Origin of the sequence: Streptomyces sp. NPDC051172, from assembly GCF_040682555.1 — a bacterium.
Classification (GTDB): Bacteria; Actinomycetota; Actinomycetes; order Streptomycetales; family Streptomycetaceae; genus Streptomyces.
Genome location: NZ_JBFBBE010000036.1, coordinates 32,916 through 57,848, shown reverse-complemented (window position 1 = coordinate 57,848; position 24,933 = coordinate 32,916). Strand labels below are relative to the sequence as shown.

Here is a 24,933-nt window from a genome sequence, read left to right as displayed (position 1 = left end):
CCCATGGGGCCAGGGCGTCACCTGTTGGGGATCAAGACGTCGTCGGCACCGGAGAGGTTGCTCCTGAGGCGCAGATCACTCCGTGGGGCTCAGTGCTGCTGGGCCTTCTGCGGCGTCGCCTCGCTCGGCCGGACGACCACGTACCCGTCGCCCTGCAGCATCAGCTGTACGGCCTCCCCGCTGCCGCCGCGCAGCATCGATCCGATGGACTGCGAACGGCGCAGCGAGGTCTGCAGACCGGCCGTCCAGCCGACCACCGCGTCCGTGTCCACGTACACCGGGAACTGCGGCGAGACCGGGATGACCAGCGGATTGCCCTCGCACACCAGACCCAGTCGGCCCTGGCCGGTGAAGACACTGTTGAACAGTCCGCCGCCGGCGATGCCCGCGCCCTTCACCGTCGCGATCCGGTACGACAACGAGGCGTCGAAACACAGCACGTTGCGGCCGTTGACGGTGAACTCGTCACCGGGGTCGACCTCGACGATGAAACAGTTCTGCGCCTCGTGCGCGAACCAGGCCTCGCCCTGCCCGCGCACCGCCATCAGCGGCAGCCCCTCCCCGGTGACCGCGCGCTTGAGCATGCCGCCCACGCCCTGGCCCTTGCGCTCGAACTGGAGGTTGCCGCGGTAGGCGACCATCGCGCCCTGACGGGCGAGCATCTCGCCGTTCACCGCGTACTTGACGCACTTGGCGTTCTCGACCGTCATGCCGGGCGCGGTGGCCGGCTGGACCATGTGCTCGCTGGAAAAGAGGGAACCCTTCATCCGGGCATCCTGTCCCGGAGGATTCCGTTCCGCCAAGATCGCGGGAAGGGTCGGTTCCCGGTGGTCAGGCGCCGAACAGCTGGGTCCAGTACATGCCCGCCGGGCCGCCGCCCGCCAAGCCGATCCCGATATGGGTGAATTCGGGTTTGAGGATGTTGGCGCGGTGGCCGGGGCTGTTCATCCAGCCGTCGACGACCTCGGCGGGTGAGCGCTGACCGCAGGCTATGTTCTCGCCGACCGAGCGCCGTCGTGCACCCGCGGCGGCGGCCCGGTCCCAGGGCTGACTTCCCTCTGGTGATGTGTGCGAGTAGAAGGCGCGGGCCACCATGTCCGCGCTGTGTGCCTGCGCCGCGGTGGCGAGCACGGGGTCGGTGGCCAGGGGCGGCAGACCGGCGCCGGCGCGCTCCCGGTTGGTGCGGGCGACGACCTCGGCCGCCGTCCGCGCGAGGTCGCCCGGGGTGAGCGGTCTGGCCCACAGCGCGGTCCAGTAGACGTCTCCCGACCGGCCGTCGCCGACGTACGCCAGGCCGGCATGCAGAAAGGCGGGGTCGCGCAGGGTGCGGCCGGGCTGCTCTTCGCTCAGGCAGTACTGGACGAACTCGGCGGGCGTACGCGGACCGGAGACCAGGTGCTCGCCGACGGTGAGATACGTGTACCCGGCGGCCGTGACGCGCTGGTAGAGGGAGAGGCCGTCTCCGCCTTCCACGCCGAGGCGGCCTGCCGAGGCCATGGCGGCCGCATGGGCGCGGGCCGCCGACGTCAGACGGGCATCGAGGGCCACGGGCTCAGAACCGGCCGCGGCACGGGCGGAGTTGACGAGGCCGAGAAAGCCGTCCGGGTCGGGGGAGTGGGAGCGGGCCGGGGGGAGCGGCGGTGTCGAGGACTCCGGCCAGGTTCCGGCGCGCGGTGCTGCCGGGGCAGTGGGTCGGGATGGCGGCGGGGTGGGCGGGGACGCCGGTGTCGGGGCCGAGGCACGGCCCCCGGGTGCCTCTCGGGTCGCAGACCTGGGCCGCACTTGGGGTTCGTCCAGGACGTCCACGCCGAAGTCCCGCGCAAGCCCGGCGAGCCCGTCGGCGTAGCCCTGCCCCAGGGCCCGCAGTTTCCAGCTGCCGCCGCGCCGGTAGATCTCGGCGAGCAGCAGCACCGTCTCCTGGCCCGGGCGCGGCGGGGTGAAGCGGGCGAGTGGGCGGCCGCCGGGGGCCGCCGCGTGGAGGGTGGGCGCGGGCAGGCGGATCAGGGGAGTGCCGGGTTCGGCCGGGCTGACGACCACCGTGACCCTGGTGGCTCCCGGGCGCAGCCTCTGCGGGTCGACGGTGAGGGTGTCGCCGTGGAGCCGGGCGCCAGGGGCGGAGGGCTGGTTGTAGAACACGAAGTCGCCGTCGCCGCGGACCCTGCCCCCGTCGTCCGTGATCAGCGCGGACACGTCGAAGGGGCCGGGCACTCGGACGGTCAAGGCACCGTCCGGGAGGGGCGTGTTGCCCCCGGGCACCAACTCGCTCATCCCGCCGCCCCGGTGTCGTCGCTCACCCCTCGATGGGCTCCACCGGACAACGTCCACCGGGGCGGCCCGGTTCCCCGCCGGCTCAGTCCCGGGCGATGCCGGGAGCGATGTCCTCGTAGCGCTCGACGGGCGGTGCGGCGCGCCGTACCTTCGCCTGCTTGCCGCAGAACGCGGACTCCATGGTGCCCTGCACCGTGTTGAGCACGGCAATGTTGTTGGACGTGGTGGCCACGGCCGTGAAGCTGCGGCGGCCGTCCTTCGTGGCGAACGCGTACGTGTAGTAGCCCTGGACGACGCCCGTGTGCCCGTACACCGAGACCCCGCAGGACAGGTCGCGGCGCCCCAGCCCCAGCCCGTACCCCTGAGTGCTGCTGACCGGCACCATGCGCTCCATCTGCCGCAGCTGCGCCGGCGAGGTCAGCCGGCCGCCGAGCAGGGCGGAGAGGAAGGTGTTGAGATCCCGCGTGCTGGAGATGATCGCGCCCGCGGTCTGCGCCCAGGACATCGTCTGCTCGGTCGCGTCGACCAGGGGCGCGTCCTTCTGGTCCGGGGCGAGATAGCCCCTGGCGTGGCGGCCGGGAATCTGCGTGCCGGGGTGGACGTAGAAGGTGTCGCGCAGTTTCAGCGGCTTGAAGATGCGGTTCTCGTACTCCGTCCGTACGGAGTGACCGGTCAGCCTCTCGATGAGCATGCCGGCGACGACGAAGTTGGTGTTGGAGTACGAGAACGCGCCCGGGGCGCTGGTGCGCGGGTGCCACAGCGCGCGCTTGACGAGCTCGCGGTAGGTGAAGACCTTGCTGCGGACCTCCTGGAAGCCGGGGACCGTCTTCGCGAACATCGTGTTCGTGTAGTCGTACAGGCCGCTTCGGTGGCCCAGAATCTCGCGCACCGTGATCGTGCGGTCCGGCAGCAGCCCCGGCAGATACCGGTCGACCGGGGCGTCGAGCCTCAGCTTGCCCTCGTCGGCCAGCTGCAACAGCACGACGGCCGTGAAGGTCTTGGTGACACTGCCGATGCGGAACCGGTCGGCGGGGCTGATCGTCCGCCTGCTCCTGCGGTCGGCGACGCCCATGGCGGCCCCTTCGACCCTGCCGTGGTCGTCGAGCCGGGCGATCGCGCCCGGTGCGCCCTGTCTCAGCGCGGTGACGAGGTGGCTTTGAAGACCGATCAGGTCGGGCTTGGGCAGCGGCGCGGTGGAGGTGGCATATGAGGGGACCGCGAGCAGGGAGAGCACGACCGTTCCCAGGACCGTGCCCTTGGATGCGAGATGAGTCACATTCACGCGAGGCAACTTTCTTCCGTGTCGTCACATCTCCACAGTCGACGCACAGTTGGTCACCCACTGATCACTGAGCGATGTGGATTTGCAAAGTATTGCCATGTATCGCACGGAAAGCGATATTTTAGTCTTTACATGGACATGACTCGTCCGAAAGGGTTTCTTGCCGGGGCCCGACCAGCCCCCATGGCGCTCAACGGCGCCGTGCGTCAAGGCGGTTGGTGATCCCGGCCGCCTTGCAAGGAAGGAACCCTCATCAGTGCGTAGACCGCACATACGCAGCGTGGCGGTTGCCGTCGCTGTGACGACGGCCGCCACGGGTCTGGCCGGCACCGCCTTCGGCACCACCACGGGGACGGGTCACACCACTGCCACCGCCGGCACCTCTGCCGCGTCCGTGGTGGCCGCCGCCCGCGCCGCCGCCTTCGCCCACTCCTCGGCGACCGGCGTCTCCCAGGGCGACGAACTGCAGGCCGAGGACGTCATGATCGACCCGGAGGGTGCCCGGCACGTCCGGTTCGCCCGGGCGCACCAGGGCATGCAGGTGCTCGGCGGCGACCTCGTCGTCCACCTCACCAGGCAGCTGACGTACGCGGGTGTCACCCGCGCCGCCGGACACACCGTCAAGCCCGCCGCCGCCACCGCCGCCAGGCTCTCGGCCGCCGAGGCGCAGCAGAAGGCGGCCACGGCCGCCAAGGGCGACGCCGGCACCGCCGAGCTCGTCGTGGACGCCCGTGACGGCGCATCCGCCCTCGCCTACCAGGTGCAGGTCAGCGACAGCGGCATCGCCGAGAGTGCCGGCTCCCGGACGGTCGTCATCGACGCCATGACCGGCAAGGTGCGCAGCAACACGCCCGACAGCGACGAGTTCCTCTCGCCCGCGCTGCTCGACACCCTGCGCGGGCGCGGCGAGAAGCTCGACCCTGCCACGGGCGCCGGTGCCCAGACGGCCGGACTCGCGGCCGCGCCGGCCTCTTCCGCGGCCGCTGCCACCCGCTATCCGTCGACGGCCCAAGGCACCGGCAAATCCCTCTTCGTCGGCACGGTCCCGCTGACCACCACCCGCACGGCCCGCACCACCTACCTCCTCAAGGACCCGACCCGCTGGGGCACCGAGACCCGGGACGCCAAGGGCCAGGAACTGGAGAACTTCGCCCGCGGCCAGAAGATCACCACCACCAGCGACATCTTCGGCAACGGCAAGGTCACCAGCCGCAACAGCGCCGCCGCCGACGCCCAGTACGGCATCACCAAGACCCTGGACTTCTACAAGAAGACCTTCGGTCGCAAGGGCATCGAGAACAACGGCAAGGGCGCCCACGCCATGGTCCACTTCGGCAACAAGGTGGGCAACGCGTTCTGGGACTCGACCTGTGACTGCATGCTCTACGGCGACGGCGACGGCGACACGTTCAAGAAGCCGCTGGTCGCCCTGGACGTCACCGGTCACGAGCTGACCCACGGCGTCGTGGACGCCACCGCCAAGCTGGAGCCCACCCGCGTCGACGCGGAGGGCAACCAGTACGGCGAGCCGGGCGCGCTGAACGAGTCCCTCGCCGACATCTTCGGCTCCAACGTCGAGTTCTTCGCGAACAACGCGTCGGACAAGCCGGACTACCTCATCGGCGAGAAGATGGGCCTGGCCCAGAAGTTCCTGCGCCGCCTCGACCACCCCTCGCTCGACCGGCTCGAGGGCACCATCGACTACTGGGCGCCCGAGGCGTACGACGCCGAGGTGCACGCCGGCTCGGGCGTCTCCTCGCATGCGTACTACCTGCTCGCCGAGGGCAGCGGCCGGAAGACGATCGGCGGCGTCCAGTACGACTCGCCGACGTATGACGGCTCGACCGTCAAGGGTATCGGCCGCACCAAGGCCACGGCCATCTTCTACCGCGCCCTGACCCGCTACATGGTCTCCACGACCGACTTCCACGACGCGCGCAACGCGACGCTGAAGGCGGCCAAGGACCTCTACGGTGCCAACAGCGCGGAGTACAACACGGTGGACCAGGCCTGGGCCGCCGTGAACGTCACCTCGGCCAACACCCCCGCCGCACACCGCTGACCGCACAACGGTGACAGCGCGGTCCGGGCGCCCCGGTCAGGTGGGGCGCCCGGATCCGGCACATCCACCCCCTTCTGAGGGGCCCGGTCAGCACTGCACTGCGGTGGCCGAACTCAAGTGCGACAATGCGTACGCGGCTACCGTTGCCGACCTCCGCCCACAGCTGTATCCCCCGCAGGTGAGCCCGAAGCAGCCCGTCTGACTGGAGGAGTCGATGTCCCCCGGAAACCTCGGCGAGTGGCTCCGTCACTTGGAAGGACATCGCCCGGTGAACACCCGCTTCGCCCGGGCCGGCCGACTCGGCGCCCTCCTGCTGCTGGCCGGTGCCGTCCAGGCCACCCCGGTGCACGCAACCGACGATCAGGCCCCGTTCACGGTGGTGGGAGCACCCGCGGACCGCCGTGACGTCGTCACCTGGGGTGCGAGCGCCGAGCGCATGGACGACGCGGTCGCAGACCGCGGCTACCGGCTCGTCGTCCACACCAGCACGGCCGGAAGCGATCTGCGGATCCGGCTCTCCAACGCCTTCGGCGACCGCCCGGTGACCTTCGACAGTGTCTACGCCGGTCTGCGGCAGCAGGGCGCCCGACTGGTCCCCGACAGCAATCACCGGCTGACCTTCGACGGCGCCCGTTCCGTCACCGTCCCCGCCGGCGCCACCGCCCTCAGCGACCCGTTGCCCGGCCGACTGCCCGCCGCGACCGACCTCGTCGTCAGCATCCACTCACCGGACGCGGCCGGACCCGCGACCGGTCACCGGCTGGCCCTGCAGACGTCCTACACGAGCGAGGGCGACCACACCGCGGAGGCCGGCGCCGCCCACTGGACGCAGACGACAGGCTCCTGGTTCTACCTGGACGCCGTCTCCGTACGCCCGCCCGCCGGCACCGCAGCGGTCGTGGCGCTCGGCGACTCCATCACCGACGGCCGGCAGTCCACTGCCGACCTCGACCGCCGCTGGCCCGACTACCTCGCCCGCCGGCTGCGGTCCTCCGCCAGCCACGTCAAAGGCGTGGCCGACGAAGGGATCTCCGGCAACCAGGTCCTCGCGGACGGCGGCGGCCAGAGCGCCCTGAAGCGTCTGCAGCGCGATGTCCTCTCCCAGCCGGGTGTCCGCACCGTCTTCCTCTTCGAAGGCGTCAACGACATCAAGGCCCATACCGGAGTAACCGCCCAGGACCTGATCGCTGGCTACCGCGCGATCGTCGAGCGGGTGCACGCGGCCGGCAAGTGCGTCGTCGCCTCGACCGTCGCCCCGTACAAGGGCTGGCCGGAATGGGATCCGGCCGGCGAGAAGGTACGAGGGGAAGTGAACCGATTCATCCGCGGCAGCGGCGAGTTCGACGCCGTCATCGACTTCGATCGTGTCCTGCGCAGCCCCTACGACCCCGAGCACGTCCGTCCCGTCCTCGACGGTGGCGACCATCTGCACCCCAACGACAAGGGCATGCGGGCCCTGGCCGACGCCGTCGACCTGAGGAGCCTCGACTGCGCCGCCCGGCACCCCGGCGGCTGAGGTCAGCCCGATGCCGTCGGCTCCGGTGCGATCAGCCCCTGCCGGTAGGCGATCGCCACCGCCTCCGTACGGCTCGAAGCACCCAGCTTGGCCAGGATGTTGGAGACGTGGACGCTGGCCGTCTTGCCGGTGATGAACAGCTCTTCGCCGATCTGCCGGTTGCTGCGGCCGCGGGCGAGCAGCCGCAGCACGTCCTGCTCGCGGGCGGTCAGCGGCGAGGGGCGCTCCCCGTCCGACGGGGCGGTGGCCAGGCGGCCGCGGCGTATCAGACCGTCGATACGCTCCAGCAGGGGCGCCGCGCCGAGCCGCTCGGCCACCCCTCGCGCCTCGCGGACCTGCACGTCCGCCTCCTCGCGCCGCTCGGCCGCCAACAGGGCCTCGGCGAACCGCACTTGGCAGCGGACCCGCTCGTACACGTCTCCGAAGCCGAACGCGGTCACCGCCTTCTCCCAGGCCGCCGCGTCAGGCCCGGACACCGCCCGCAGCCACTCCGCCTCGGCGCGGGCCAGCCAGGCCATCCCCTCGGGCCCCTGCGGGGTGCCGTCCTCGCCGTGCAGGGCCGTCTGCCGGGCGAGCTCGACCAGTTCGTCCGCGGTGTCCTTCCAGCGGTGCCACTCGCCGCCGGACGAGCGCAGTTCCATGGCCGCGTCGGCGACCGCCGTCAGGGCGAGCGCCGCGAACCGCACCGAGGCGTAGGGGAGGTGGCCCGCCTCGTCGGTCAGCGCCGCGACCGTCGCCCGGGTCCGCTCCACCGCCGTCTCCGGCTCGCCGCGCAGCACGGCCGCCTCGGTCAGCGCGATGCCCGCAACCAGCGTGGCCATCCAGTCGAAGGGCCCCTCCAGCAGCACCCGCGCCCGCTCGACGGCGCCCATGTCCCCGCGGGCCAAAGCCACATACAGCGCGGGCCCCATCGCATAGCCGCCTGCCGAGGGCAGCACGGCCGCATCCGCCGCCGCGGCCCGCACGCACTCGTCCCAGCGGCCCAGCGTGTACAGCGTCAGCAGATGGAGATAACGCATCTCCAGCGGATACGGCGACGACAGCAGACCGGCCCGCCGGGCGCGCTCCAGACCCTCGGTCACCCACGGCAGACAGCCCTCGAGGTCACCCGCCTCGAAGCAGCCGACGGCCAGGTTGAACAGGGCGCGCATCTCCACCGGCGCGTTCCCCGCCCGCCGGGCCAGCTCCCGGGCCTCCGTCAGCCGCTCAAGGCCCTCGACGGTGCGCCGGCCGCCGCCCTCCAGGATCGCCAGCGAGATGAGCAGGTCGGCCTGCGCGTCCGCGACCCGCAGCTGCTCGGCCACGCCCAGGGCCTGGCGGGCGACCCGCAGCGCCGTCTCGTCGTCCCCGATGTGGCGGGCCGCCATGACATGCGTGGCCGCCGCCCACACCCAGGTCCGGGTCGGCGGCTCGGCGGGGATCATGGCGAGCGCCTCGCTGCTGTAGGCGAACGCGGCCGTCAGACTGTCGACGCTCATCAGATTGCCGGCCAGCGTGTACCGGACCCGGGCGGCGAGTTCGAAGTCCGTGTCCTGGCCGATGCCGGCGAGCGCGGCCCGGTTGAGGGACACCGCCCGGTGCGACTCACCGGCGTGCGCGGCCGCCGCCGAGGCGCGCAGTGTGAGCGCCACCCGGTCGATGCCGTCGCCCGCGGGCCGGGCCGCCGGGTCGACCGACGCCCACAGGTCGAGGGCGGTCTCCAGGTGCCGCAGCTCCTCGGCGGGTGCACCCACCCGGTCGGCGTGCTCGGCCGCCTCCAGGGAGGCGGCGAGCGCCTCGGCCAGGTCATGACTTTCACGGTAGTGGTGGGCCCGCTCGGCGGCGCTCTCCGCAGGGTGCCCGCGTCCGGCGAGCAGCCGGGCGAACGCGCCGTGCAGCCGGGCCCGTTCGCCGGGCAGCAGATCCGCGTAGACCGCCTCCCGGGCCAGGGCGTGCCGGAAGGCGTAGGTGTCGGCGTCACCGGGAACCAGGAGCTGGCGGCCGATGGCCTCGCGCAGCGCCGCCTCCAGCTCGTCCTCGGGCAGCCCGACCGCCTCGCGCAACAGGTCGTGCTCCACGCGCCGCCCGGCGACGGCGGCGGTGCGCAGCACCTGCTGGGCGGTGTCGGACAGCTGCTCGATGCGGATGAGGAGGACGTCGGCCAGGCCGCTGGGCACGCCGCCCGCCTCCGTGTCCGTGGCCGCGAGCAGCTCCTCCGCGTAGAAGGCGTTGCCCTCGGCGCGCTCGACGATCCCGCGGACCGTGGCCTCCGGCAGCGGGCGCTCCTGCAGCACGCGCACCAGCCGGGTCACCTCGGCATCCGCCATGGGGCGCAGCTCCAGCCGCTCCACGGCGGGCAGCCGTACCAGCTCGGCCAGGAGCGGGCGCAGGGGGTGGCGGCGGTGCAGATCGTCCGCCCGGTAGGAGGCGAACACCGCCAGCCGGTGCGTGGGCGCGCCGCCGGCCGGCCGCTGCAGGATGCCGCGGCTGAGCAGGAAGCGCAGCAGGTCCCGGGAGGACTGGTCGGCCCAGTGCAGGTCCTCCAGGACCAGCAGCAGCGGAGCGATCTCCGACAGTTCGGCCAGCAGCCCCGCCATGCCCTCGAACAGCCGCAGCCGCCCTCCGCCACTGTCCGAACGCGTGGGCAGGCCCCCTTCGTCCCGCACCGCGTCCGGGCCCGCACCCCGCAGCCGGGCCACCACCGGATGCCGGGCCAGCGCGTCCGCGAACCGCTCGTCGGCCGCCAGCGCGCCCAGGATCTCGGTGAACGGCAGATACGGCAGTCCGACGTCACCGAGGTCGACGCAGTGGCCGGTGAGGACCGTCATCCCGGCCCGGGCGGCCCGCCCCGCGACCTCGTCCAGCACCCGGGTCTTGCCCACTCCGGCGTCCCCGGCGAGCAGCACGGCCCGGGCCTCCCCGCCCCGGGCACGCTCGAGCATTCCGGTGAGCCGGGCGATCTCCTCGTCCCGGCCGATCAGCGGCCTGGTGAACATGGTCTGCGACACGGATCCATCCTGGCACGGGCCACTGACACCGTGGCCCGGGGCTGCATCGATGTGCGGCTCCGCCGCACGGGCGCGACCAGCCACGACGCGGCTGCGGACGCCCGACGGAAGAGCGCGGTTCATTCAGCGGAGCGCCTAGCGCAGCGTCTGCGCCCAGTTCGCCGGCACCCGCCCCGCAGGGCCCGGCGCCGGCTGGTCCGCGGGATGGCTCACCGGGGGAGCGAGGTCGGGTCCTGACTCGTACAGCTCGTTGGTGTCGAAGTTCCAGAACCAGCTCTCACCCGGCTCGAAACTGCGGATCACCGGGTGACCGGTTTCCCGGTAGTGGGCGCTCGCGTGCTTGGCGGGTGAGTCGTCGCAACAGCCGATGTGCCCGCACTGTGCGCAGCGCCGCAGATGGAACCACCAGCCGCCGGCCGCGTCGCACTCGACGCACCCGCTGCCGCTCGGAGGGACGCCGGGGTCGATTCCGTTGACACTGGTCATGCGGGCTCCTCAGGTGTGTAGTCGTCCGCGGCGGTCAGGGGCAGCAGGACCTGGAAGCGGGTGTCCCCGGGTTCGGACTCCACCTGGAGCGTGCCGTGGTGCTTGTTGACGACGATCCGCCAGGAGATGTCCAGACCCAGCCCGGTGCCCTCGCCCACCGGCTTGGTGGTGAAGAACGGGTCGAAGATGCGGCCGCGGATCTCCTGCGGCACGCCGGGCCCGGTGTCGCGGAACTCGACCAGCAGCCGGTCGTGATCGAGAGCTGTCCGCACCGTCAAGGTGCCTGCTCCGCCGGTGCTGTTGATGGCGTGGACCGCGTTGTCGATCAGGTTGGTCCACACCTGGTTCAGCTCCGCCGGGTAGGCCGGGACCTTCGGCAGGGTGCGGTCGTAGTCCTTGACGACCTCGATCCGCGAGCCGATCTTGCCCGAGAGCATCAGCAGTGTGCTGTCGAGGAGTTCGTGGACGTCGGCGTTCTGGTACGGGGCCCGGTCGAGCTGCGAGTACTGCTTGGCCGCGTCGACCAGGTGCGAGATACGCGTCGTGGAGTCCTCGATCTCGTCCATCAACAGCTCGGTCTCGACCGTGTAGTTGAGCCAGCCGATCGCCCCGGGCAGGATCTCCGGATCCACCTCCGCCGCCACCTGGTCCAGCCAGTCGATGTCCAGACCGGCCTGCACGAACGTGGGCGCGAGCCGCCAGCCGTCCGGGATGCCGTGGTCGTCGAGCCAGTCGGTGAGGGCGTCCTCCCGGTCCGCGGCCTCCAGCGGGCTCAACGTCGGTGCCTTGGCGACGAGTTCGGCGGTGCGTTCCTGGACCTCGATGAGGTTCGCCAGGGCCTCGCGCGGATACGGGCCCGCGGAGATGACGCCCAGCTTGTGCCGCATCTTCGCGACCCGCTCGCGCAGCGTCGCGGTGGCCCGCACCGCCGCCGCCGCCGGGTTGTTGAGCTCATGGGTGAGCCCGGCCGACAACGAGCCCAGTGCCAGCAGCCGTTCCCGCTGCCCGATGGCTTGCTGTGTGCTCTTCGAACCGAAGAACAGCCCTTCCAGCAGATGTACCGCCATCGGGAACCACTCCTGCATGACGGCCGCGAACGTGTCCGCGGGCAGCACGAAGAACCGCGTCTGCTCCGTCACGCGCATGGAGTTGTTGTACAGCTGCCGGACCCGGTCCCCGAGATAGGCCTGCATGGCCCCCGAGTACACGCCTGGCTGCGAGGTGCGCGTCACCTCGACGTCGTCACCGCCGACCCTGCGGGACAGCACGACCGTACCCTCGATCATCACGAAGAAGCAGGTGGCGGGCTCGCCCTCGGTGTACACGGGGCCCGCCTCGAACCGCTCCACCCGCCCCTTGCTGCACAGCCGTCCGAGTTGCTCCGGGGTGAGCTTCTCGAACAGGAACAGCGAACCGATTTCCTGCGGGCTGCAGGGCATGACCTGCCCGCTCACGACTGCTCCAGATACCGGTGGACGAGCATCACGGCCATGGCTCCCTCTCCGACGGCGGACGCGACCCGTTTCGCGGACTCGGCGCGGGCGTCGCCCGCCACGAACACGCCGGGAATGTTGGTCTCCAGGTGGTACGGCGGCCGGTCCAGCTCCCAGTCCGCCGGCGGCCGCCCGTCCGCGGTGAGGTCGGGCCCGGCCAGGATGAACCCGTGCTCGTCACGCAGCACCGTGCCGTCGAGCCAGTCGGTGAGCGGGGCCGCGCCGATGAACACGAACATCCACTGCGCGTCGACGAGTTCGGTCTCGCCGGTCTCCGTGTCGCGCAGGGTGAGCTGCTCCAGCCGGCCGGAGCCGTGCGCGGATTCGACGACCGTGCGGGCGCGCACCGAGATGTTGGGCGCCTCGTTGATCTGCTGGATCAGGTAGTACGACATCGACGCGGACAGGTCCGGCCCGCGCACCAGGAGCGTCACCGACTTGGCGCCCCGGGACAGGTACATGGCCGCCTGCCCGGCCGAGTTGGCGCCGCCGACGATGTACACGTCGTGGCCCTGGCAGGAGGCCGCCTCGGTCAGCGCCGAGCCGTAGAACACCCCGCAGCCGGTCAGGTCGTTGCAGCCCGGCGCGTCGAGCTGCCGGTACGACACGCCGGTCGCCAGGATCACGCTGTGCGCGGCGACCGCCGAACCGTCGGAGAACCGCACGGTCCGTGCGGCCCCGTTGACCTCGAGTCCCGTCACCTGGCGTGCGGTGAGGATCTCGGCGCCGAACTTCGCCGCCTGCCGCCGCGCCCGGTCGGTCAGCTGCGCCCCCGACACGCCGTCCGGGAAGCCCAGGTAGTTCTCGATCCGCGAGCTCTGCCCTGCCTGCCCGCCGGTCGCCGACCGCTCCACGAGCACCGTCCGCAGCCCCTCCGAGGCCCCGTACACCGCGGCCCCGAGCCCGGCGGGCCCGCCGCCGATGACGACGAGGTCGTAGAAGTCCGCCGCCGGCGTGGTCGCCAGCCCCACGCGCGCGGCCAGCTCGGGCGCCTCCGGCTCGACCAGGGGCGTCCCGTCCGGGTGATCACGAGCGGCAGCCGCTGCCCGTCCTGCCCGGCCGCCGCCAGCAGCCGCCTGCCCTCGGGTTCGTCCGCCGAGTACCAGCGGTAGGGCACCTGGTTGCGGGCCAGGAACTCCCGTACGTCCGAGGAACGCGCCGACCAGCGGTGCCCGACCACCTTGGTGCTGGGCACCGGCCGGAAGTCGCTGCAGCGCCAGGCCTCCAGCAGGTCGTCCAGGACGGGGTAGAGCTTCTCCTCGGGCGGGTCCCAGGGCTTGAGCAGATAGTGGTCCAGGTCGACGACGTTGATCGCGTCGATGGCCGCGCCGGTGTCCGCGTACGCGGTCAGCAGCACCCGCCGGGCACCCGGATACACATCCAGGGCCTGCTCCAGGAACTCGATGCCGTTCATCTGGGGCATGCGGTAGTCCGCCAGGATCACGGCCACCAGGTCGCCGCGCAGCTTCAGCTCCCGCAGCGCGTCCAGCGCGGACTCGCCGGACTCCGCGCGCACGATCCGGTACGACTCGCCGTAGCGTCGCCGCAGATCACGGGCGACGGCCCGGGAGACTCCCGGATCGTCGTCCACGGTCATGATGACGGTCCGCGCTGCGTCGGACGCCTGTGCCATACGTCTCCCACCCCGAGTGGCCGGATGCTCGGCGCGGGGACCTCGTCACCGCGCCGGCTCCGTCCATCGTATGTTCGATCGTCCCGGTTCGCTCCGGGACGAGTCAGGCGGCTCGTGAGCCGAGCACGCAGAACTCGTTGCCCTCGGGGTCGGCCAGTACCACCCATGGCTGTTCACCCTGTCCGACGTCCACGCGCCGCGCGCCCGACGCCAGCAGCCGGGCCACCTCGGCGTCCTGGTCGTCGGGACGGAAGTCCAGGTGCAGGCGGTTCTTGACGGTCTTGCCCTCCGGCACCGGGGCGAAGATCAGTCCCGGCAGACGGTCCTTGTCGGGCCGGATCTCGAACTCGTCGGCTGCGTCGTTGACCACGACCCAGCCGAACGCCTCGGCCCACCACCGCCCCAGCGCGACGGCGTCGGCCGCGTCGACGTTCACTTGCTCCCATTCCATGGCCGTGGCAGGAGCGTAGTGAAGACTGGGTCCGAGTGACCTGATCACGAGACTGGGAGGCCGCCGCATGACCCGCCCGATCACCGCAGGCGTCGACGGAACCGAGGAGAGCATCGCGGCGCTGCACTGGGCGGCCCGGGAGGCGGTTCGCCGGGGGCTGGCGCTGCGCGTGGTGCAGGCCTGGCGCTTCCAGCCGCACGAGGCGATCGACGCGGCGGACCCGGGCACACAGGCCGGCTGGGTGCGGGACGCGCTGGCCGAGGCCGTGCGGAGTGTCACCGCGCGCCATCCGGACCTCGACGTCGCCACGGACGTCGTGGCGGGGGAGACGGTCGACACGCTGCTCGACGCGGCCGCCGAGGCCGAGATGCTGGTGCTCGGCTCACGCGGGCACGGTCCCGTCGTCGGCTTCCTGCTCGGCTCCGTGGGCCAGCAGGTGATCGCCGAGGCGACCCGGCCGGTGGTGCTCGTGCGCGCGGGCGACCAGCCGGCGGCCGAGGCCGGCGGACGGGAGGTGGTCGTCGGTCAGCAGGGCCAGCCGGACGACAGCGCCGACACCCTGCGGTTCGCCTTCGAGACGGCGGCCGCCCGCGGCGCCACCGTGCGGGCGGTGCGGGCCTGGACGCTGCCGCCGGTGTTCGCGTACAGCCCGGGCTCGATGCACCTCCTGGACGAGGCAGGGGGCCTGGAACCGTTCGAGGCGAAGGCACTGGCCGCCGCACTGCAGCCCTGGCGGGAGCGCTTCCCCGACGTGCACGTGATCGAGCACCTGGAGATCGGCAGTGCGGGCCAGGTGCTGCTGTCGGTGGCCGGGCGGGCCCAGCTGATGGTCGTCGGCCGGCGCGCGCACCGCACGGCCGTCGGCGCGCGCATCGGCTCGGTTGCGCACGGCGTCCTGCACCACGCCGACTGCCCGGTGGCCGTGGTCCCGCACGCCTGAGTCACTCCGGGGTGACCGGCTCCAGGGTCTCGCGCGCCTTGGGCAGCACGTTCTCGATGTAGTCCTCGACCGCCGTGTCCAGCCCGATGTCGTGCTGCGCGTGCTCGGACAGGTACCAGCGGTGCTCGAGCAGTTCGTGGTAGATCTCCGCCGGGTCCATCGCACCGCGCAGTTCGAGGGGTACGGCGCGCACGGTGGGCCGGAAGACGTCCCGTACCCACCGGTGGGCCAGCACCTCGGGGCGGGCCGCGAGGGGGTCGCCGGGTGCGTAGTCGTCCTGGGTGGCCATCCAGCTCTCCAGGTCGTTCAGCAGCCGCCGCGCCTGGTTCTCCTCCGCGTCCAGGCCGGTCAGACGCAGCAGTTGGCGCTGGTGGTGGCCGGCGTCGACGACCTTGGGGACGAAGGTGACGGTGTCCCCGTTCGAGGAGTGCTGGATCTGCATCTCGGCCACGTCGAAACCGAGTTCGTTGAGGCGGCGGATGCGGCGCTCGATGTAGTGGTACTTGCCCGCCGGGTACACGGACGTGCGGGTGAGCTCCTGCCACAGGTCCCCGTAGCGGGCGCAGATCTCCATGCCGAACTCGACCGGGTCGACGGACGGGTGCAGCGCCCCCGAGGCCTCCAGGTCGAGCAGCTCGCCGCTGATGTTCACGCGGGCGAGATCCAGGTCGTACTCGCGCTGCCCGCCGCTGAGCTGGGGATGCAGATCACCGGTCTCGGCGTCCACGAGGTAGGCGGCGTAGGCGCCCGCGTCACGCCGGAAGAGAGTGTTGGACAGCGAGCAGTCGCCCCACGCGAAGCCGGCGAGGTGCAGGCGCACCAGCAGCACGGCCAGGGCGTCCATGAGGCGGTGCATGGTGGCCGGGCGCATCGTCGTCTCGAACATCGAGCGGTACGGCTGTGAGCCGCGCAGATGCCGGGTGATCAGCACCGGTTCCAGCGGGTCGCCGTCCTGGCCGGTGCGTCCGGTGACCACGGCCAGCGGGTCCACCGCGGGGATGCCGAGCCGGTCCAGGTCGCGCAGCAGCTCGTACTCGCGCAGGGCGGGCCGTTCGGCGAGTTCCTTGACGGCGATCACCTCGTCGCCGGCGCGGGCGTAGCGCACGACGTGGCGGGATATGCCGCGCGGCAGCGGGACGAGGTATTCGTCGGGCCACTCCTCCAGGGGCAGGTGCCAGGGCAGGGCCAGCAGGAGCGCGGGGTGCTCCGGGTTCGTCGCGCTGATCTGCAGTGCCATGGCGTGCGTGTCCTTGCCTCGCGGGTGATCGTCACCTCACCTTAGAGGGCACGTTCCTTGGCCTGAAGTGCCGCTTCACGTACTGGACCGCGGTGCACCGGGCCGTGCCCCGGCAGCAGCAGCTCGCCGTCCAGTGCGGCCAGGATGTCCAGCGAGGCCACGGCACGGGCCCGCTCGTGGTGGAACATGTCGGGAAGCAGCTGCGGCCCCTGGATCCGCGAGGTGGCGTGGCCGGTGGCCAGGGCGTCACCCGAGATCAGCACCCCGGTGTCCGGCAGGTGGAAGGCCGCGTGGCCGTCGGTGTGGCCGGGCGTGTGCACCGGCACGGGGCGGCCCGGCAGGTCCAGCGGGCGCGCCGCCGGGAAGGGCTCGGGTGCGGCGACCGGCACATGGGCCATGCCGCCGGCGCGCAGGGTGTGCACCGACCAGGGCAGGACCCCTGGCCGCCAGCTGTTCTTCACGACCTGCCCGACGGTCACCTGCTGCAGGAACTCCCGGCGTGCGTGCGGCACTTCGGCCTCGTGGAGATACACGGGCGTGCCGTAGGTGCAGCGCAGATACTCGGCGGAGCCCAGATGGTCGTTGTGCGCGTGGGTGATCAGTACCGCCGCGACGGCCTCCGGTGCGCCGCCCACCGCCTCCAGCGAGGCGAGCAGCTGCTCCCGGTCTCCGAGGTAGCCGGTGTCCACCAGCGTGATCTCGTCGCCCTCGGTGAGGATCACCCAGTTGGTGTTGCTGCCGTGTACCAGGTGAATGCCGTCGGCGACTTGCCGCACGTCTGCCTGCATGATTGCCCCGCGTGGTGAGGTCCCTGCCCGACGGCACAAGCAAAGCAGACCCGGCCCGTACCGGAAGCGGCAGGTCCGCGCCAATCTGCGGGTCATCTGTGTGAGAGGGGCACGGGAAGGGCTGCCTCCGGCACCGTCCGCCGGAGGCAGCCCCCTGCGTGCAGCCGAAGCGGCCGCCTCTCCGCCTCACTGCACGCCGTGCGGGCGGAACTGGATGCTGATGCGCGGTCCCGCAGCGCGGGTGGTCTTCGGGACGGAGTGCTCCCAGGACCGCTGGCAGGAGCCGCCCATCACGATGAGATCGCCGTGCCCCAGCGGGCGCCGCACGCTCTCGCCGCCCCCCATCGGGCGCAGCAGCAGATCGCGGGGCGTGCCCACGGAGAGGATGGCGATCATGGTGTCCTCGCGGGCGCCGCGCCCGATCCGGTCGCCGTGCCAGGCGACACTGTCCCGGCCGTCGCGGTAGTAGCAGAGCCCGGCCGTGGTGAACGGCTCGCCCAACTCGTCGGCATAGTGCGCGGACAGGACCTCGCGAGCCTCGTCCAGCACCGGGTGCGGGAGTGCGTCGCCCGCACCGTAGAACGCGAGCAGCCGGGGTACGTCCACGACCTGGTCGTACATCTTGCGGCGCTCCGCACGCCAGGGCACCTCTGCGGCCAGCTGTTCGAACAGGACGTCCGAGCCGCCGAGCCACCCGGGCAGGACGTCGATCCAGGCGCCGAGGCCGAGGTACGTCCGCCGGATCGCGTCGAGGGAGCCGAGACGCAGCTCGTCGGTCTGGTCGAAGAGCGAGCCCTGGAGGTGCATGTCCACAGATTCAGCGTACTCCTGTATTCGAAAATCTGTTCCTATCATGTCAGGCCGGAATGGCGGCGACCCTCTTTCCGATACATCGATGTATCGGATACATTCCTGTATCGAACGGAGGTCGAAGATGACGACGGAGGAAGCGGCCCCACGCGTGACCAGGCGCCGGGTCCGCACCCGCGCCAACCTCCTCGAGGCCGCCTTCGCCGTGTTCGCCGCCAAGGGCTTCGGGCGGGTCTCCATCGAGGAGGTCTGTGAGGCCGCCGGGTACAGCAGGGGCGCCTTCTACTCCAATTTCGACAGCCTGGACGAGCTGTTCTTCGCCCTCTACCGGCAGCGCGCCGACCTCATCGCGGACCAGGTCTCCGGTGCCCTCGCCCTGGACGGACCGGACCTGGACGTGCCCGCCGCCGTCGACCGCGTCACCGAAGTGCTGCTCCTCGACCTGGACTGGCTGCTGGTGAAGACGGACTTCCTGGTGCACGCCGCCCGCGATCCACAGGTCGCCGAGACCCTGCTGGAACACCGGTCGAGGCTGCGGCAGGCGGTCGCCGACCGGCTCGCCCGCGCGCAGGGCCTCGCCCGACTGCCCGCCGTGCTCGGCGACATCGACGGCGCGGCACACGCCGTGGTCGCCGCGTACGACGGCGTCACCACCCAACTGCTGCTGGACAAGGACGTCGACGGCGCCCGCGGCTGGCTCAAGCAACTGCTCACCGCGCTGCTCACCGACGGCAGCAGCACCTCCCGATGAGAGCTCCGAACGAGCCCCCTCAATCAGACCACCCAACGAGCAAAGGAACCCTCGCCATGGATGCGGACGTCATCGTCGTCGGAGCGGGCCTCGCGGGCCTGGTCGCCGCGCACGAGCTCACCAGCCGGGGCCGCAGGGTCGCGCTGGTCGACCAGGAGAACGCCGCCAACCTGGGCGGCCAGGCGTTCTGGTCCTTCGGCGGGCTGTTCCTCGTCGACTCCCCGGAGCAGCGGCGTCTGGGCATCAAGGACTCCTTCGACCTGGCCTGGAACGACTGGCAGGGCAGCGCCGGGTTCGACCGGGTCGACGACGAGGACTCCTGGGCGGTGCGCTGGGCCCGCGCCTACGTCGAGTGGGCGGCGGGCGAGAAGCGGTCCTGGCTGGACGGGCACGGCATCAAGCTGCTGCCGACGGTCGGCTGGGCCGAACGCGGCGACCTGCGGGCCGACGGACACGGCAACTCCGTCCCCCGCTTCCATGTCACGTGGGGCACCGGCACCGGCGTGGTGGAGCCGTTCGTCGACCACGCCAAGCAGGCCGCCCGCGACGGACTGCTGACCTTCTACCACCGCCACCAGGTCGACGAGCTGGTGATCGTGGAGGGTGCCGCGCGCGGAGTGCGCGGCACGGTACTCGCCGAAGACCGCTCGCCCCGGGGCGTTGCCTCCACCCGCGACCGCATCGGCGACTTCGAGCTCACCGCCCAGGCCGTCGTCGTCACCACCGGCGGCATCGGCGCCAACCACGACATCGTCCGCCGCTACTGGCCCGAGCGCCTCGGCACCCCGCCCGCCGAGATGGTCACCGGTGTCCCCGCGTACGTCGACGGCCGCATGCTCGACATCAGCGCCGAGGCCGGCGTCCGCCTGGTCAACCGCGACCGCATGTGGCACTACACCGAGGGTCTGCAGAACTGGGACCCGATCTGGCCCGGCCACGGCATCCGCATCCTGCCCGGCCCGTCCTCCCTCTGGTTCGACGCCCTCGGCCGCCGGCTGCCCGACCCCTGCCTGCCGGGCTACGACACCCTCGGCACCCTCAAGCACCTGCGCACCACCCCGGACATCGCGGACTACGACCACTCCTGGTTCGTCCTCACCCAGAAGATCATCGAGAAGGAGTTCGCGCTGTCGGGCTCCGAGCAGAACCCGGACATCACCGCCAAGGACAAGGGTGCGGTCCTGAAGAACCGCCTGGGCAAGGGCGCCCCGGCCCCGGTCGACGCCTTCCTGCGCAAGGGCGCCGACTTCGTGACCGCACCCACCCTGGAGCAACTCGTCACCAAGATGAACGAGTTGACGGACAAGCCGCTGCTCGACGCGGACGTCCTGCGCCGCCAGATCGAGGCACGCGACCTACAGGTCGGCAACCCCTACAGCAAGGACTCCCAGATCCAGGGCATCCGCAACGCCCGGCGCTACATCGGCGACCGCCTCGGCCGCGTCGCCACCCCGCACCGCATCCTCGACCCGGCGGCCGGCCCGCTCATCGGCGTCAAACTCCACGTCCTCACCCGCAAGACCCTCGGCGGCATCCAGACCGACCTCGACTCCCGCGCCCTGGGCGCCGACGGCAACCCGATCGACGGTCTCTACGCGGCCGGGGAGGTGGCAGGCTTCGGCGGCGGAGGCGTGCACGGCTACAACGCCCTGGAGGGCACCTTCCTCGGCGGCTGCCTCTTCTCCGGGCGGGCAGCCGGCCGGGCGGCGGCGAAGCAGACCGCCTAACCGACGGACCGCCTGACCGTCTGACCGACGGACGGGAGGCCGGGGCGGCCGGAGTACGAACCGGCCGCCCCTGCGGCATTTCCGTCAACGACCGGCCGACGCAGGGGCATTGACCCTCGGACGCCTCCGGTGCTTCAGTGGCTGAGCCACTCATCCACTTCTTCCGTGCGAGGAGACATCCGTGGAGGCACTGCCCCGCGAGACGATCGTGGACGTCCTCGAGGCCCGGCTGCGCGAGGACATCCTGGCCGGACGCCACCCGGCGGGCAGTTATCTGCCCCCGGAGCGTCAACTGGCCGACGGATACGGCGTCACCCGCACCACCCTCAAACACGCCTTCGGCCGCCTCGTCCAGGCAGGCCTGCTGGAGACCCGGCACGGCGTCGGCACCAAGGTCCGCGACTACGCCCGGCTGGGCGGCGCGGACCTCCTGCCGATGCTTGTGCGGCACGACGCGAAATGGGTCCGCGAGATCTTCGAAGTACGACGGTCCGTGGGCGCGTTGATCGCCGAGCGGGCGGCGGCCCGGGCCACCCGTGCCCACCACGCCGAACTGCGCCGCCTCCTGGAAGCCGTACGGGACGCGGACAGCGCGGACGCCGTGCAACTGGCCGACGTCGAGGTACACCGCGCCCTCGCCCGCGCAACCGGCAACCGGGTCTACGTCCTGCTCACCAACACCCTCTTCAACGCCTACCTCCCCGTCCGCGCCGCCCTGCGCGGGCCGTTCACCGACGCCGGACCCGCCCACCGGCGCCTCGCCCCCGTGGTGGAGGCGGTGACATCCGGCGACAGCCGCCAGGCCCACGCGGCCGCCGACGCCTATCTGCGCGACACCGAGCAGATCATGCTGGAGGGACTGGCGTGAGGGGCACCTCGTTCACGGAGACCATGCTCGGCACGGTCCAACTCGACGGCCGGGACCCGGTTCGTCGTATCCGCCTCGACCTGCGGGCCGAGGCCGACGAGGTCCTGCGCCCGCACCGCACCACCCGGGCCCGGCTCGGCGGCCGTATGCGCATCAGCGGACTGGCCGACGACCCGGACGCCTCAGGCGAGTTGGAGATCTCGCCGCTCGCCCGCCGCCGCATCCGCTACCGGCTGACGTTCACCGCCGACGGCCGTCTCCTGACCCTGGACGGCTGGAAGTCCGTGACCCCGAGTCATCCGGTGAGGTCGATGACCGTGCTGCCGTTCACGCTGTACGAGGACAGCGCGCGAGTGGGCCGGGGCACCCTCCGTTTCCCCGTCACCACCGGCCTGGCACCCTTCCTTCTGAGCTTCCGCTTTCCCCGGCAGGAGGACCCGGCCCAGTACCTCGCACCGCGCTGGGACGGCAGTCCCGGCCGCACCGAGGTCTGGTACACCACCCTGACCGACCCCACCACCGGCACCGGCATCTGGCTCCACCACGAACTGGTCTCGCCCGCCGACGGATCCGCGCCGCACGCCCACGGCTGGGCCGCCGCCTTCCCACCCGACGGAGAGGTCCGCCACGTCCGCTTCGGGCCCGCCTCCTGGAACAGCCCCACGTACGGATTCACAGCCCCCGGCGTCTTTGTTGCCCCGGGGCGACTGACCGGAGGCGTCGGCGACTTCCACTGGGATCTTGCCGAACGACCCCTGGCGGCACCCCTGTTCACCTTCCCCCGCTGGTCCTGGCGGCGCCCCCTGCTCCCCGCCGCCCACATGCTCCCGGCGGCCCGGGCCACGTACGACGGAACCTTCAGCGACGGAAAGCAGACACTGACCCTGCGCGGCGCCCCCGGCGCCTCCGCCCGTATCCACGGCCACGGCAACGCGCGCCGCTGGGCCTGGCTCCACGCGGAACTCGGCGACGGCGACGTGCTCGAGGTGATCGCCGCGGTGTCCACGCGGCCCGTGCTGCGGCGGCTGCCGCCGCTCGTCTTCCTGCGGCTGAGGCACCGCGACCGCACCTGGCCGCGCCGGGCGGAGCGCTCTGCGGCGGGCCTGTTCGGCATCGGACGGTTCCGTGCCCGCATCGGACTGCCCGAGTGGACGGTGACCGGCCGTACCCTGCTGCGCCGCATCCGCGTCGAGGTCACCCAGCCGGCCGAGCGCACCCTCGTCCTGGACTACCGCGACCCGGACGGCGCCCCGGCGGTGTGCCGCAACAGCGAGAGCGCAGATGCGAAGATCCTGCTGGAGCGCTGGTGGGGCCACTGGCGCACCGAAGCCTCGTGGACGCTGCGAGGCACCGCACACGCCGAGGTGGGGGACCGGTGACCGGGCGGGGGCTGGTCGCCGCCCTGCTCGCCGACACCGGGGACGAGGAGTGGCTCGCGCGCGTGCCCGGCAGGCTCGACACGTTCCTGGCCGCGCTGCCCGGGCCCGTACGGGCCGCAGTGCAGTCCGCCGCGCTCGCCGTGGACGCGTACGCCGTCCTGCACAGCGGGCGCCGCCTGGCCGCCCTCACTCCCGACGAGCGCGAGACGGTGCTCGGCTCCCTTGCCACGCGCCCCGGACTCCTACCGGCGCTGGATCTTCTCAAGGTCCCCGTGCTGCTCGCCGCGGCCACCGAGCGAACGCCCGCCCCGCCGGCACCGTTTGCACCCGAGGATCCGCCCCTGGACTGCATCCCGGCCGGGGAGTGGCCCGCGCGGGCCACCGCGGACGCCGTCGTCGTGGGATCGGGCGCCGGAGGAGCCGTCGCCGCCCGCACTCTCGCGCGCGCCGGGCTCACCGTCGTCGTACTGGAGGAGGGCGAGCACCACACCACGGCCTCCTTCGGCCGCCGCGCACCGCTGGACCGTTTCACCGATCTGTACCGGGACGGTGGAGCGACCGCGGCGCTGGGTGATCCGCCGCTCCTGCTGCCGGTCGGACGGGCCGTCGGCGGCACCACCGTCGTCAACTCCGGCACCTGCTACCGCACTCCGGAGCATGTCCTCGACCGCTGGAGCAGCCGCCACGGCTTCCGCCTCGCCGAGGGCTTTCCCGCTCGGCTGGACGAGATCGAACGGACCCTGCACGTCGCCACCCAGCCCCTCGACGTCCTCGGCGCCAACGGCCTGCTCGCCCTGGCCGGAGCCGGGCGACTCGGCTGGCGGGCCGGTCCGCTGCGTCGCAACGCACCGGGCTGCAAGGGCTCCTGCCAGTGCGTGGTGGGCTGTCCCACCGGTGCCAAGCAGAGCGTGCAACTGTCCGTCCTGCCCGACGCGTGTGCCCACGGTGCGCGCATCGTCACCGGTGCACGGGTGTTGCGGATCCTGCTCGACCGCGACCGCCCGGGCCCCCCGCAGGCGGCCGGCATCCTGGCCCGCCGGGCGGACGGCAGCGAACTGGAGATCCTCAGCCCCCTCGTGGTCACGGCCGCGGGCGCCCTGCAGACCCCGCCGCTGCTGCGCCGCAGCGGCCTGGGCGGTCCCCGGCTGGGCCGCAACCTCAGCGTGCACCCGGCCACCAGCGTCGCCGGCCGCTTCACGGAACCGGTCACCTCCTGGGAAGGCGTCCTGCAGAGCACCGGCGTCGAGGAGTTGCACGACCGCGGGATCCTGATCGAGGCGACCGCGAGCCCGCCCGGCATGAGCAGCTTCGTCCTCCCCGGCCTCGGGCGTTCCCTGCTCCGTGAACTGGAGGGGGCCGACCGGCTGGCGGTCCTCGGCGCCATGATCGCCGACCGGCCCTCGGGCCGGGTTCTCGGCCGGGGCCGCACCCTCGTCCGCTACCGTCTGGACCCCCGCGACGGTGCCCGGCTGAGGACGGCCGTACGCGCCATGGGCCGCATCCTCTTCGCCGCCGGGGCCGTGGAGGTGCTCACCGGCATCCCACGGGCGCCGCGTGCCCGCACCCTCCCGGAACTCGACGTGCTGCTCGCCGGGATCACCGCGCGTGATCTGCACCTGTCGGCCTTCCACCCGGCCGGGACGGTCGCCGCGGGCGGCGACCCCGAGCGGGCGCCGGCCGATGCCGAGGGCCGGCTGCGGGGCGTCGACGGAGTCCTGGTCACCGATGCGTCCGTGCTGCCGGGCTGCCCGGAGGTGAACCCGCAACTGAGCATCATGGCGGCCGCCCTGGCCGTCACCGAGACCTACCTCGAACGCGAGCCCAGCAGCCGGAGCAGCACCTCGGCATGACTCTGCCCGGGCTCCTTGGACGCGGTCAGCAAGGTCACGGACCCCTTGCCCGCCAACTCCCGCACGTGGCCGAGTACTTCGGCCGCCTCCGGGGCGTCCAGCTCCGCCTCGTAACGTTCGGCGAACTCCTCGTACGACCCCTCACCCGCGTGGTACCAGCGGCGCAGTTCGGTCGACGGGGCGAGGGCCTTGGGCCACTCGTCCACATGCGCGGCGTCCTTGGACAGGCCGCGCGGCCACAGCCGGTCGACCAGGATGCGTACACCGTCGCCCGGCTCGGGCGCTTCGTAGACGCGACGCACACGAACGCTCACGATCAGGCCTTTCTGGGGTGGCGGGTGACGTCGAGCGTAGTGCGCAGGCGCCGGGTGACGCCGTATCACTTGAGCCAATCGAGGAGGAAAC

The 24,933-nt window shown here is 72.1% G+C and carries 19 protein-coding genes and 1 pseudogene; 8 read left to right on the top strand and 12 right to left on the bottom strand.

Annotated features, from left to right (window positions below; genetic code table 11):
- Positions 1–89 precede the first annotated feature (89 nt).
- The 3 genes from AB0N07_RS22525 to AB0N07_RS22515 form a co-directional block, all read right to left on the bottom strand.
- Complete coding sequence (locus AB0N07_RS22525; RefSeq protein WP_365837683.1) at positions 90–767, bottom strand: AIM24 family protein; 678 nt, start codon at positions 765–767, stop codon at positions 90–92.
- Positions 768–831: 64 nt separating this feature from the next.
- Positions 832–2,268, bottom strand: a complete 1,437-nt coding sequence (locus AB0N07_RS22520) for a CAP domain-containing protein (protein WP_365837680.1) — start codon at positions 2,266–2,268, stop codon at positions 832–834.
- 82 nt (positions 2,269–2,350) lie between these two features.
- Complete coding sequence (locus AB0N07_RS22515; RefSeq protein ID WP_365837678.1) at positions 2,351–3,559, bottom strand: serine hydrolase domain-containing protein; 1,209 nt, start codon at positions 3,557–3,559, stop codon at positions 2,351–2,353.
- A gap of 247 nt (positions 3,560–3,806) precedes the next feature.
- Between AB0N07_RS22515 and AB0N07_RS22510 the strand changes: the two genes are divergently transcribed.
- Entirely contained in the window at positions 3,807–5,612 is a 1,806-nt protein-coding gene (locus AB0N07_RS22510; protein WP_365837676.1) for a M4 family metallopeptidase, read from the top strand.
- A gap of 268 nt (positions 5,613–5,880) precedes the next feature.
- Positions 5,881–7,128, top strand: a complete 1,248-nt coding sequence (locus AB0N07_RS22505) for an SGNH/GDSL hydrolase family protein (RefSeq protein ID WP_365837674.1) — start codon at positions 5,881–5,883, stop codon at positions 7,126–7,128.
- 2 nt (positions 7,129–7,130) lie between these two features.
- On the opposite strand, the gene AB0N07_RS22500 is transcribed toward AB0N07_RS22505, so the two are convergent.
- The 5 genes and pseudogenes from AB0N07_RS22500 to AB0N07_RS22480 all read right to left on the bottom strand — a co-directional run bounded on the left by AB0N07_RS22500 (position 7,131) and on the right by AB0N07_RS22480 (position 14,178).
- Complete coding sequence (locus AB0N07_RS22500; RefSeq protein ID WP_365837672.1) at positions 7,131–10,115, bottom strand: AAA family ATPase; 2,985 nt, start codon at positions 10,113–10,115, stop codon at positions 7,131–7,133.
- 135 nt (positions 10,116–10,250) lie between these two features.
- Positions 10,251–10,601 carry a UBP-type zinc finger domain-containing protein gene (locus tag AB0N07_RS22495; RefSeq protein ID WP_365837670.1) on the bottom strand — a complete coding sequence of 117 codons (351 nt, stop codon included), beginning with the start codon at positions 10,599–10,601 and terminating at the stop codon, positions 10,251–10,253.
- On the bottom strand, positions 10,598–12,055 hold the full coding sequence (locus AB0N07_RS22490) for an ATP-binding protein (protein ID WP_365837668.1): 1,458 nt from the start codon (positions 12,053–12,055) through the stop codon (positions 10,598–10,600). The genes AB0N07_RS22495 and AB0N07_RS22490 overlap by 4 nt, the downstream gene beginning before the upstream one ends.
- Positions 12,052–13,727, bottom strand: a pseudogene (locus AB0N07_RS22485) (FAD-dependent oxidoreductase). The gene AB0N07_RS22490 and the pseudogene AB0N07_RS22485 overlap by 4 nt, the downstream one beginning before the upstream one ends.
- 103 nt (positions 13,728–13,830) lie before the next feature.
- Positions 13,831–14,178 carry a VOC family protein gene (locus AB0N07_RS22480; RefSeq protein ID WP_365837666.1) on the bottom strand — a complete coding sequence of 116 codons (348 nt, stop codon included), beginning with the start codon at positions 14,176–14,178 and terminating at the stop codon, positions 13,831–13,833.
- 67 nt (positions 14,179–14,245) lie between these two features.
- Between AB0N07_RS22480 and AB0N07_RS22475 the strand changes: the two genes are divergently transcribed.
- A complete protein-coding gene (locus AB0N07_RS22475; RefSeq protein WP_365837664.1) occupies positions 14,246–15,118 on the top strand; it encodes a universal stress protein in 873 nt (290 codons plus the stop codon).
- A 1-nt stretch (position 15,119) separates the two neighbouring features.
- Here the strand turns inward: AB0N07_RS22475 and AB0N07_RS22470 are convergent, their stop codons facing one another.
- From AB0N07_RS22470 to AB0N07_RS22460, 3 genes are all read right to left on the bottom strand, one after another.
- On the bottom strand, positions 15,120–16,355 hold the full coding sequence (locus AB0N07_RS22470; RefSeq protein WP_365837662.1) for a DUF4032 domain-containing protein: 1,236 nt from the start codon (positions 16,353–16,355) through the stop codon (positions 15,120–15,122).
- Between the two features lie 41 nt (positions 16,356–16,396).
- Complete coding sequence (locus AB0N07_RS22465; RefSeq protein WP_365837660.1) at positions 16,397–17,143, bottom strand: MBL fold metallo-hydrolase; 747 nt, start codon at positions 17,141–17,143, stop codon at positions 16,397–16,399.
- A 186-nt stretch (positions 17,144–17,329) separates the two neighbouring features.
- Complete coding sequence (locus AB0N07_RS22460; protein WP_365837738.1) at positions 17,330–17,950, bottom strand: alpha-ketoglutarate-dependent dioxygenase AlkB; 621 nt, start codon at positions 17,948–17,950, stop codon at positions 17,330–17,332.
- Positions 17,951–18,077: 127 nt separating this feature from the next.
- On the opposite strand from AB0N07_RS22460, the gene AB0N07_RS22455 reads away from it, so the two are divergent.
- The 5 genes from AB0N07_RS22455 to AB0N07_RS22435 all read left to right on the top strand — a co-directional run bounded on the left by AB0N07_RS22455 (position 18,078) and on the right by AB0N07_RS22435 (position 24,528).
- Positions 18,078–18,704, top strand: coding sequence for a TetR/AcrR family transcriptional regulator (locus AB0N07_RS22455; RefSeq protein ID WP_365837658.1), 627 nt, complete (start codon positions 18,078–18,080; stop codon positions 18,702–18,704).
- Positions 18,705–18,760: 56 nt separating this feature from the next.
- Positions 18,761–20,431 carry an FAD-binding dehydrogenase gene (locus AB0N07_RS22450; RefSeq protein ID WP_365837656.1) on the top strand — a complete coding sequence of 557 codons (1,671 nt, stop codon included), beginning with the start codon at positions 18,761–18,763 and terminating at the stop codon, positions 20,429–20,431.
- Positions 20,432–20,612: 181 nt separating this feature from the next.
- The gene (locus AB0N07_RS22445) at positions 20,613–21,299 is read left to right on the top strand and encodes a GntR family transcriptional regulator (protein ID WP_365837654.1); all 687 of its coding nucleotides are present in this window, start codon (positions 20,613–20,615) and stop codon (positions 21,297–21,299) included.
- Complete coding sequence (locus tag AB0N07_RS22440) at positions 21,296–22,678, top strand: hypothetical protein (protein WP_365837652.1); 1,383 nt, start codon at positions 21,296–21,298, stop codon at positions 22,676–22,678. Before AB0N07_RS22445 ends, AB0N07_RS22440 begins: the two co-directional genes overlap by 4 nt.
- On the top strand, positions 22,675–24,528 hold the full coding sequence (locus AB0N07_RS22435) for a GMC family oxidoreductase (protein WP_365837650.1): 1,854 nt from the start codon (positions 22,675–22,677) through the stop codon (positions 24,526–24,528). Before AB0N07_RS22440 ends, AB0N07_RS22435 begins: the two co-directional genes overlap by 4 nt.
- On the opposite strand, the gene AB0N07_RS22430 is transcribed toward AB0N07_RS22435, so the two are convergent.
- Positions 24,483–24,842, bottom strand: coding sequence for a DUF488 family protein (locus AB0N07_RS22430; protein ID WP_365837648.1), 360 nt, complete (start codon positions 24,840–24,842; stop codon positions 24,483–24,485). The genes AB0N07_RS22435 and AB0N07_RS22430 overlap by 46 nt on opposite strands.
- Positions 24,843–24,933: the final 91 nt, after the last annotated feature.

What these genes read in the sequence shown, in the direction of transcription:
- AB0N07_RS22525 (WP_365837683.1), bottom strand. Translation starts at nt 767, where the DNA reads ATGAAGGGTTCCCTCTTTTCCAGCGAGCACATGGTCCAGCCGGCCACC.
- AB0N07_RS22520 (WP_365837680.1), bottom strand. Translation starts at nt 2,268, where the DNA reads ATGAGCGAGTTGGTGCCCGGGGGCAACACGCCCCTCCCGGACGGTGCC.
- AB0N07_RS22495 (WP_365837670.1), bottom strand. Translation starts at nt 10,601, where the DNA reads ATGACCAGTGTCAACGGAATCGACCCCGGCGTCCCTCCGAGCGGCAGC.
- AB0N07_RS22480 (WP_365837666.1), bottom strand. Translation starts at nt 14,178, where the DNA reads ATGGAATGGGAGCAAGTGAACGTCGACGCGGCCGACGCCGTCGCGCTG.
- AB0N07_RS22475 (WP_365837664.1), top strand. Translation starts at nt 14,246, where the DNA reads ATGACCCGCCCGATCACCGCAGGCGTCGACGGAACCGAGGAGAGCATC.
- AB0N07_RS22470 (WP_365837662.1), bottom strand. Translation starts at nt 16,355, where the DNA reads ATGGCACTGCAGATCAGCGCGACGAACCCGGAGCACCCCGCGCTCCTG.
- AB0N07_RS22465 (WP_365837660.1), bottom strand. Translation starts at nt 17,143, where the DNA reads ATGCAGGCAGACGTGCGGCAAGTCGCCGACGGCATTCACCTGGTACAC.
- AB0N07_RS22460 (WP_365837738.1), bottom strand. Translation starts at nt 17,950, where the DNA reads ATGCACCTCCAGGGCTCGCTCTTCGACCAGACCGACGAGCTGCGTCTC.
- AB0N07_RS22455 (WP_365837658.1), top strand. Translation starts at nt 18,078, where the DNA reads ATGACGACGGAGGAAGCGGCCCCACGCGTGACCAGGCGCCGGGTCCGC.
- AB0N07_RS22450 (WP_365837656.1), top strand. Translation starts at nt 18,761, where the DNA reads ATGGATGCGGACGTCATCGTCGTCGGAGCGGGCCTCGCGGGCCTGGTC.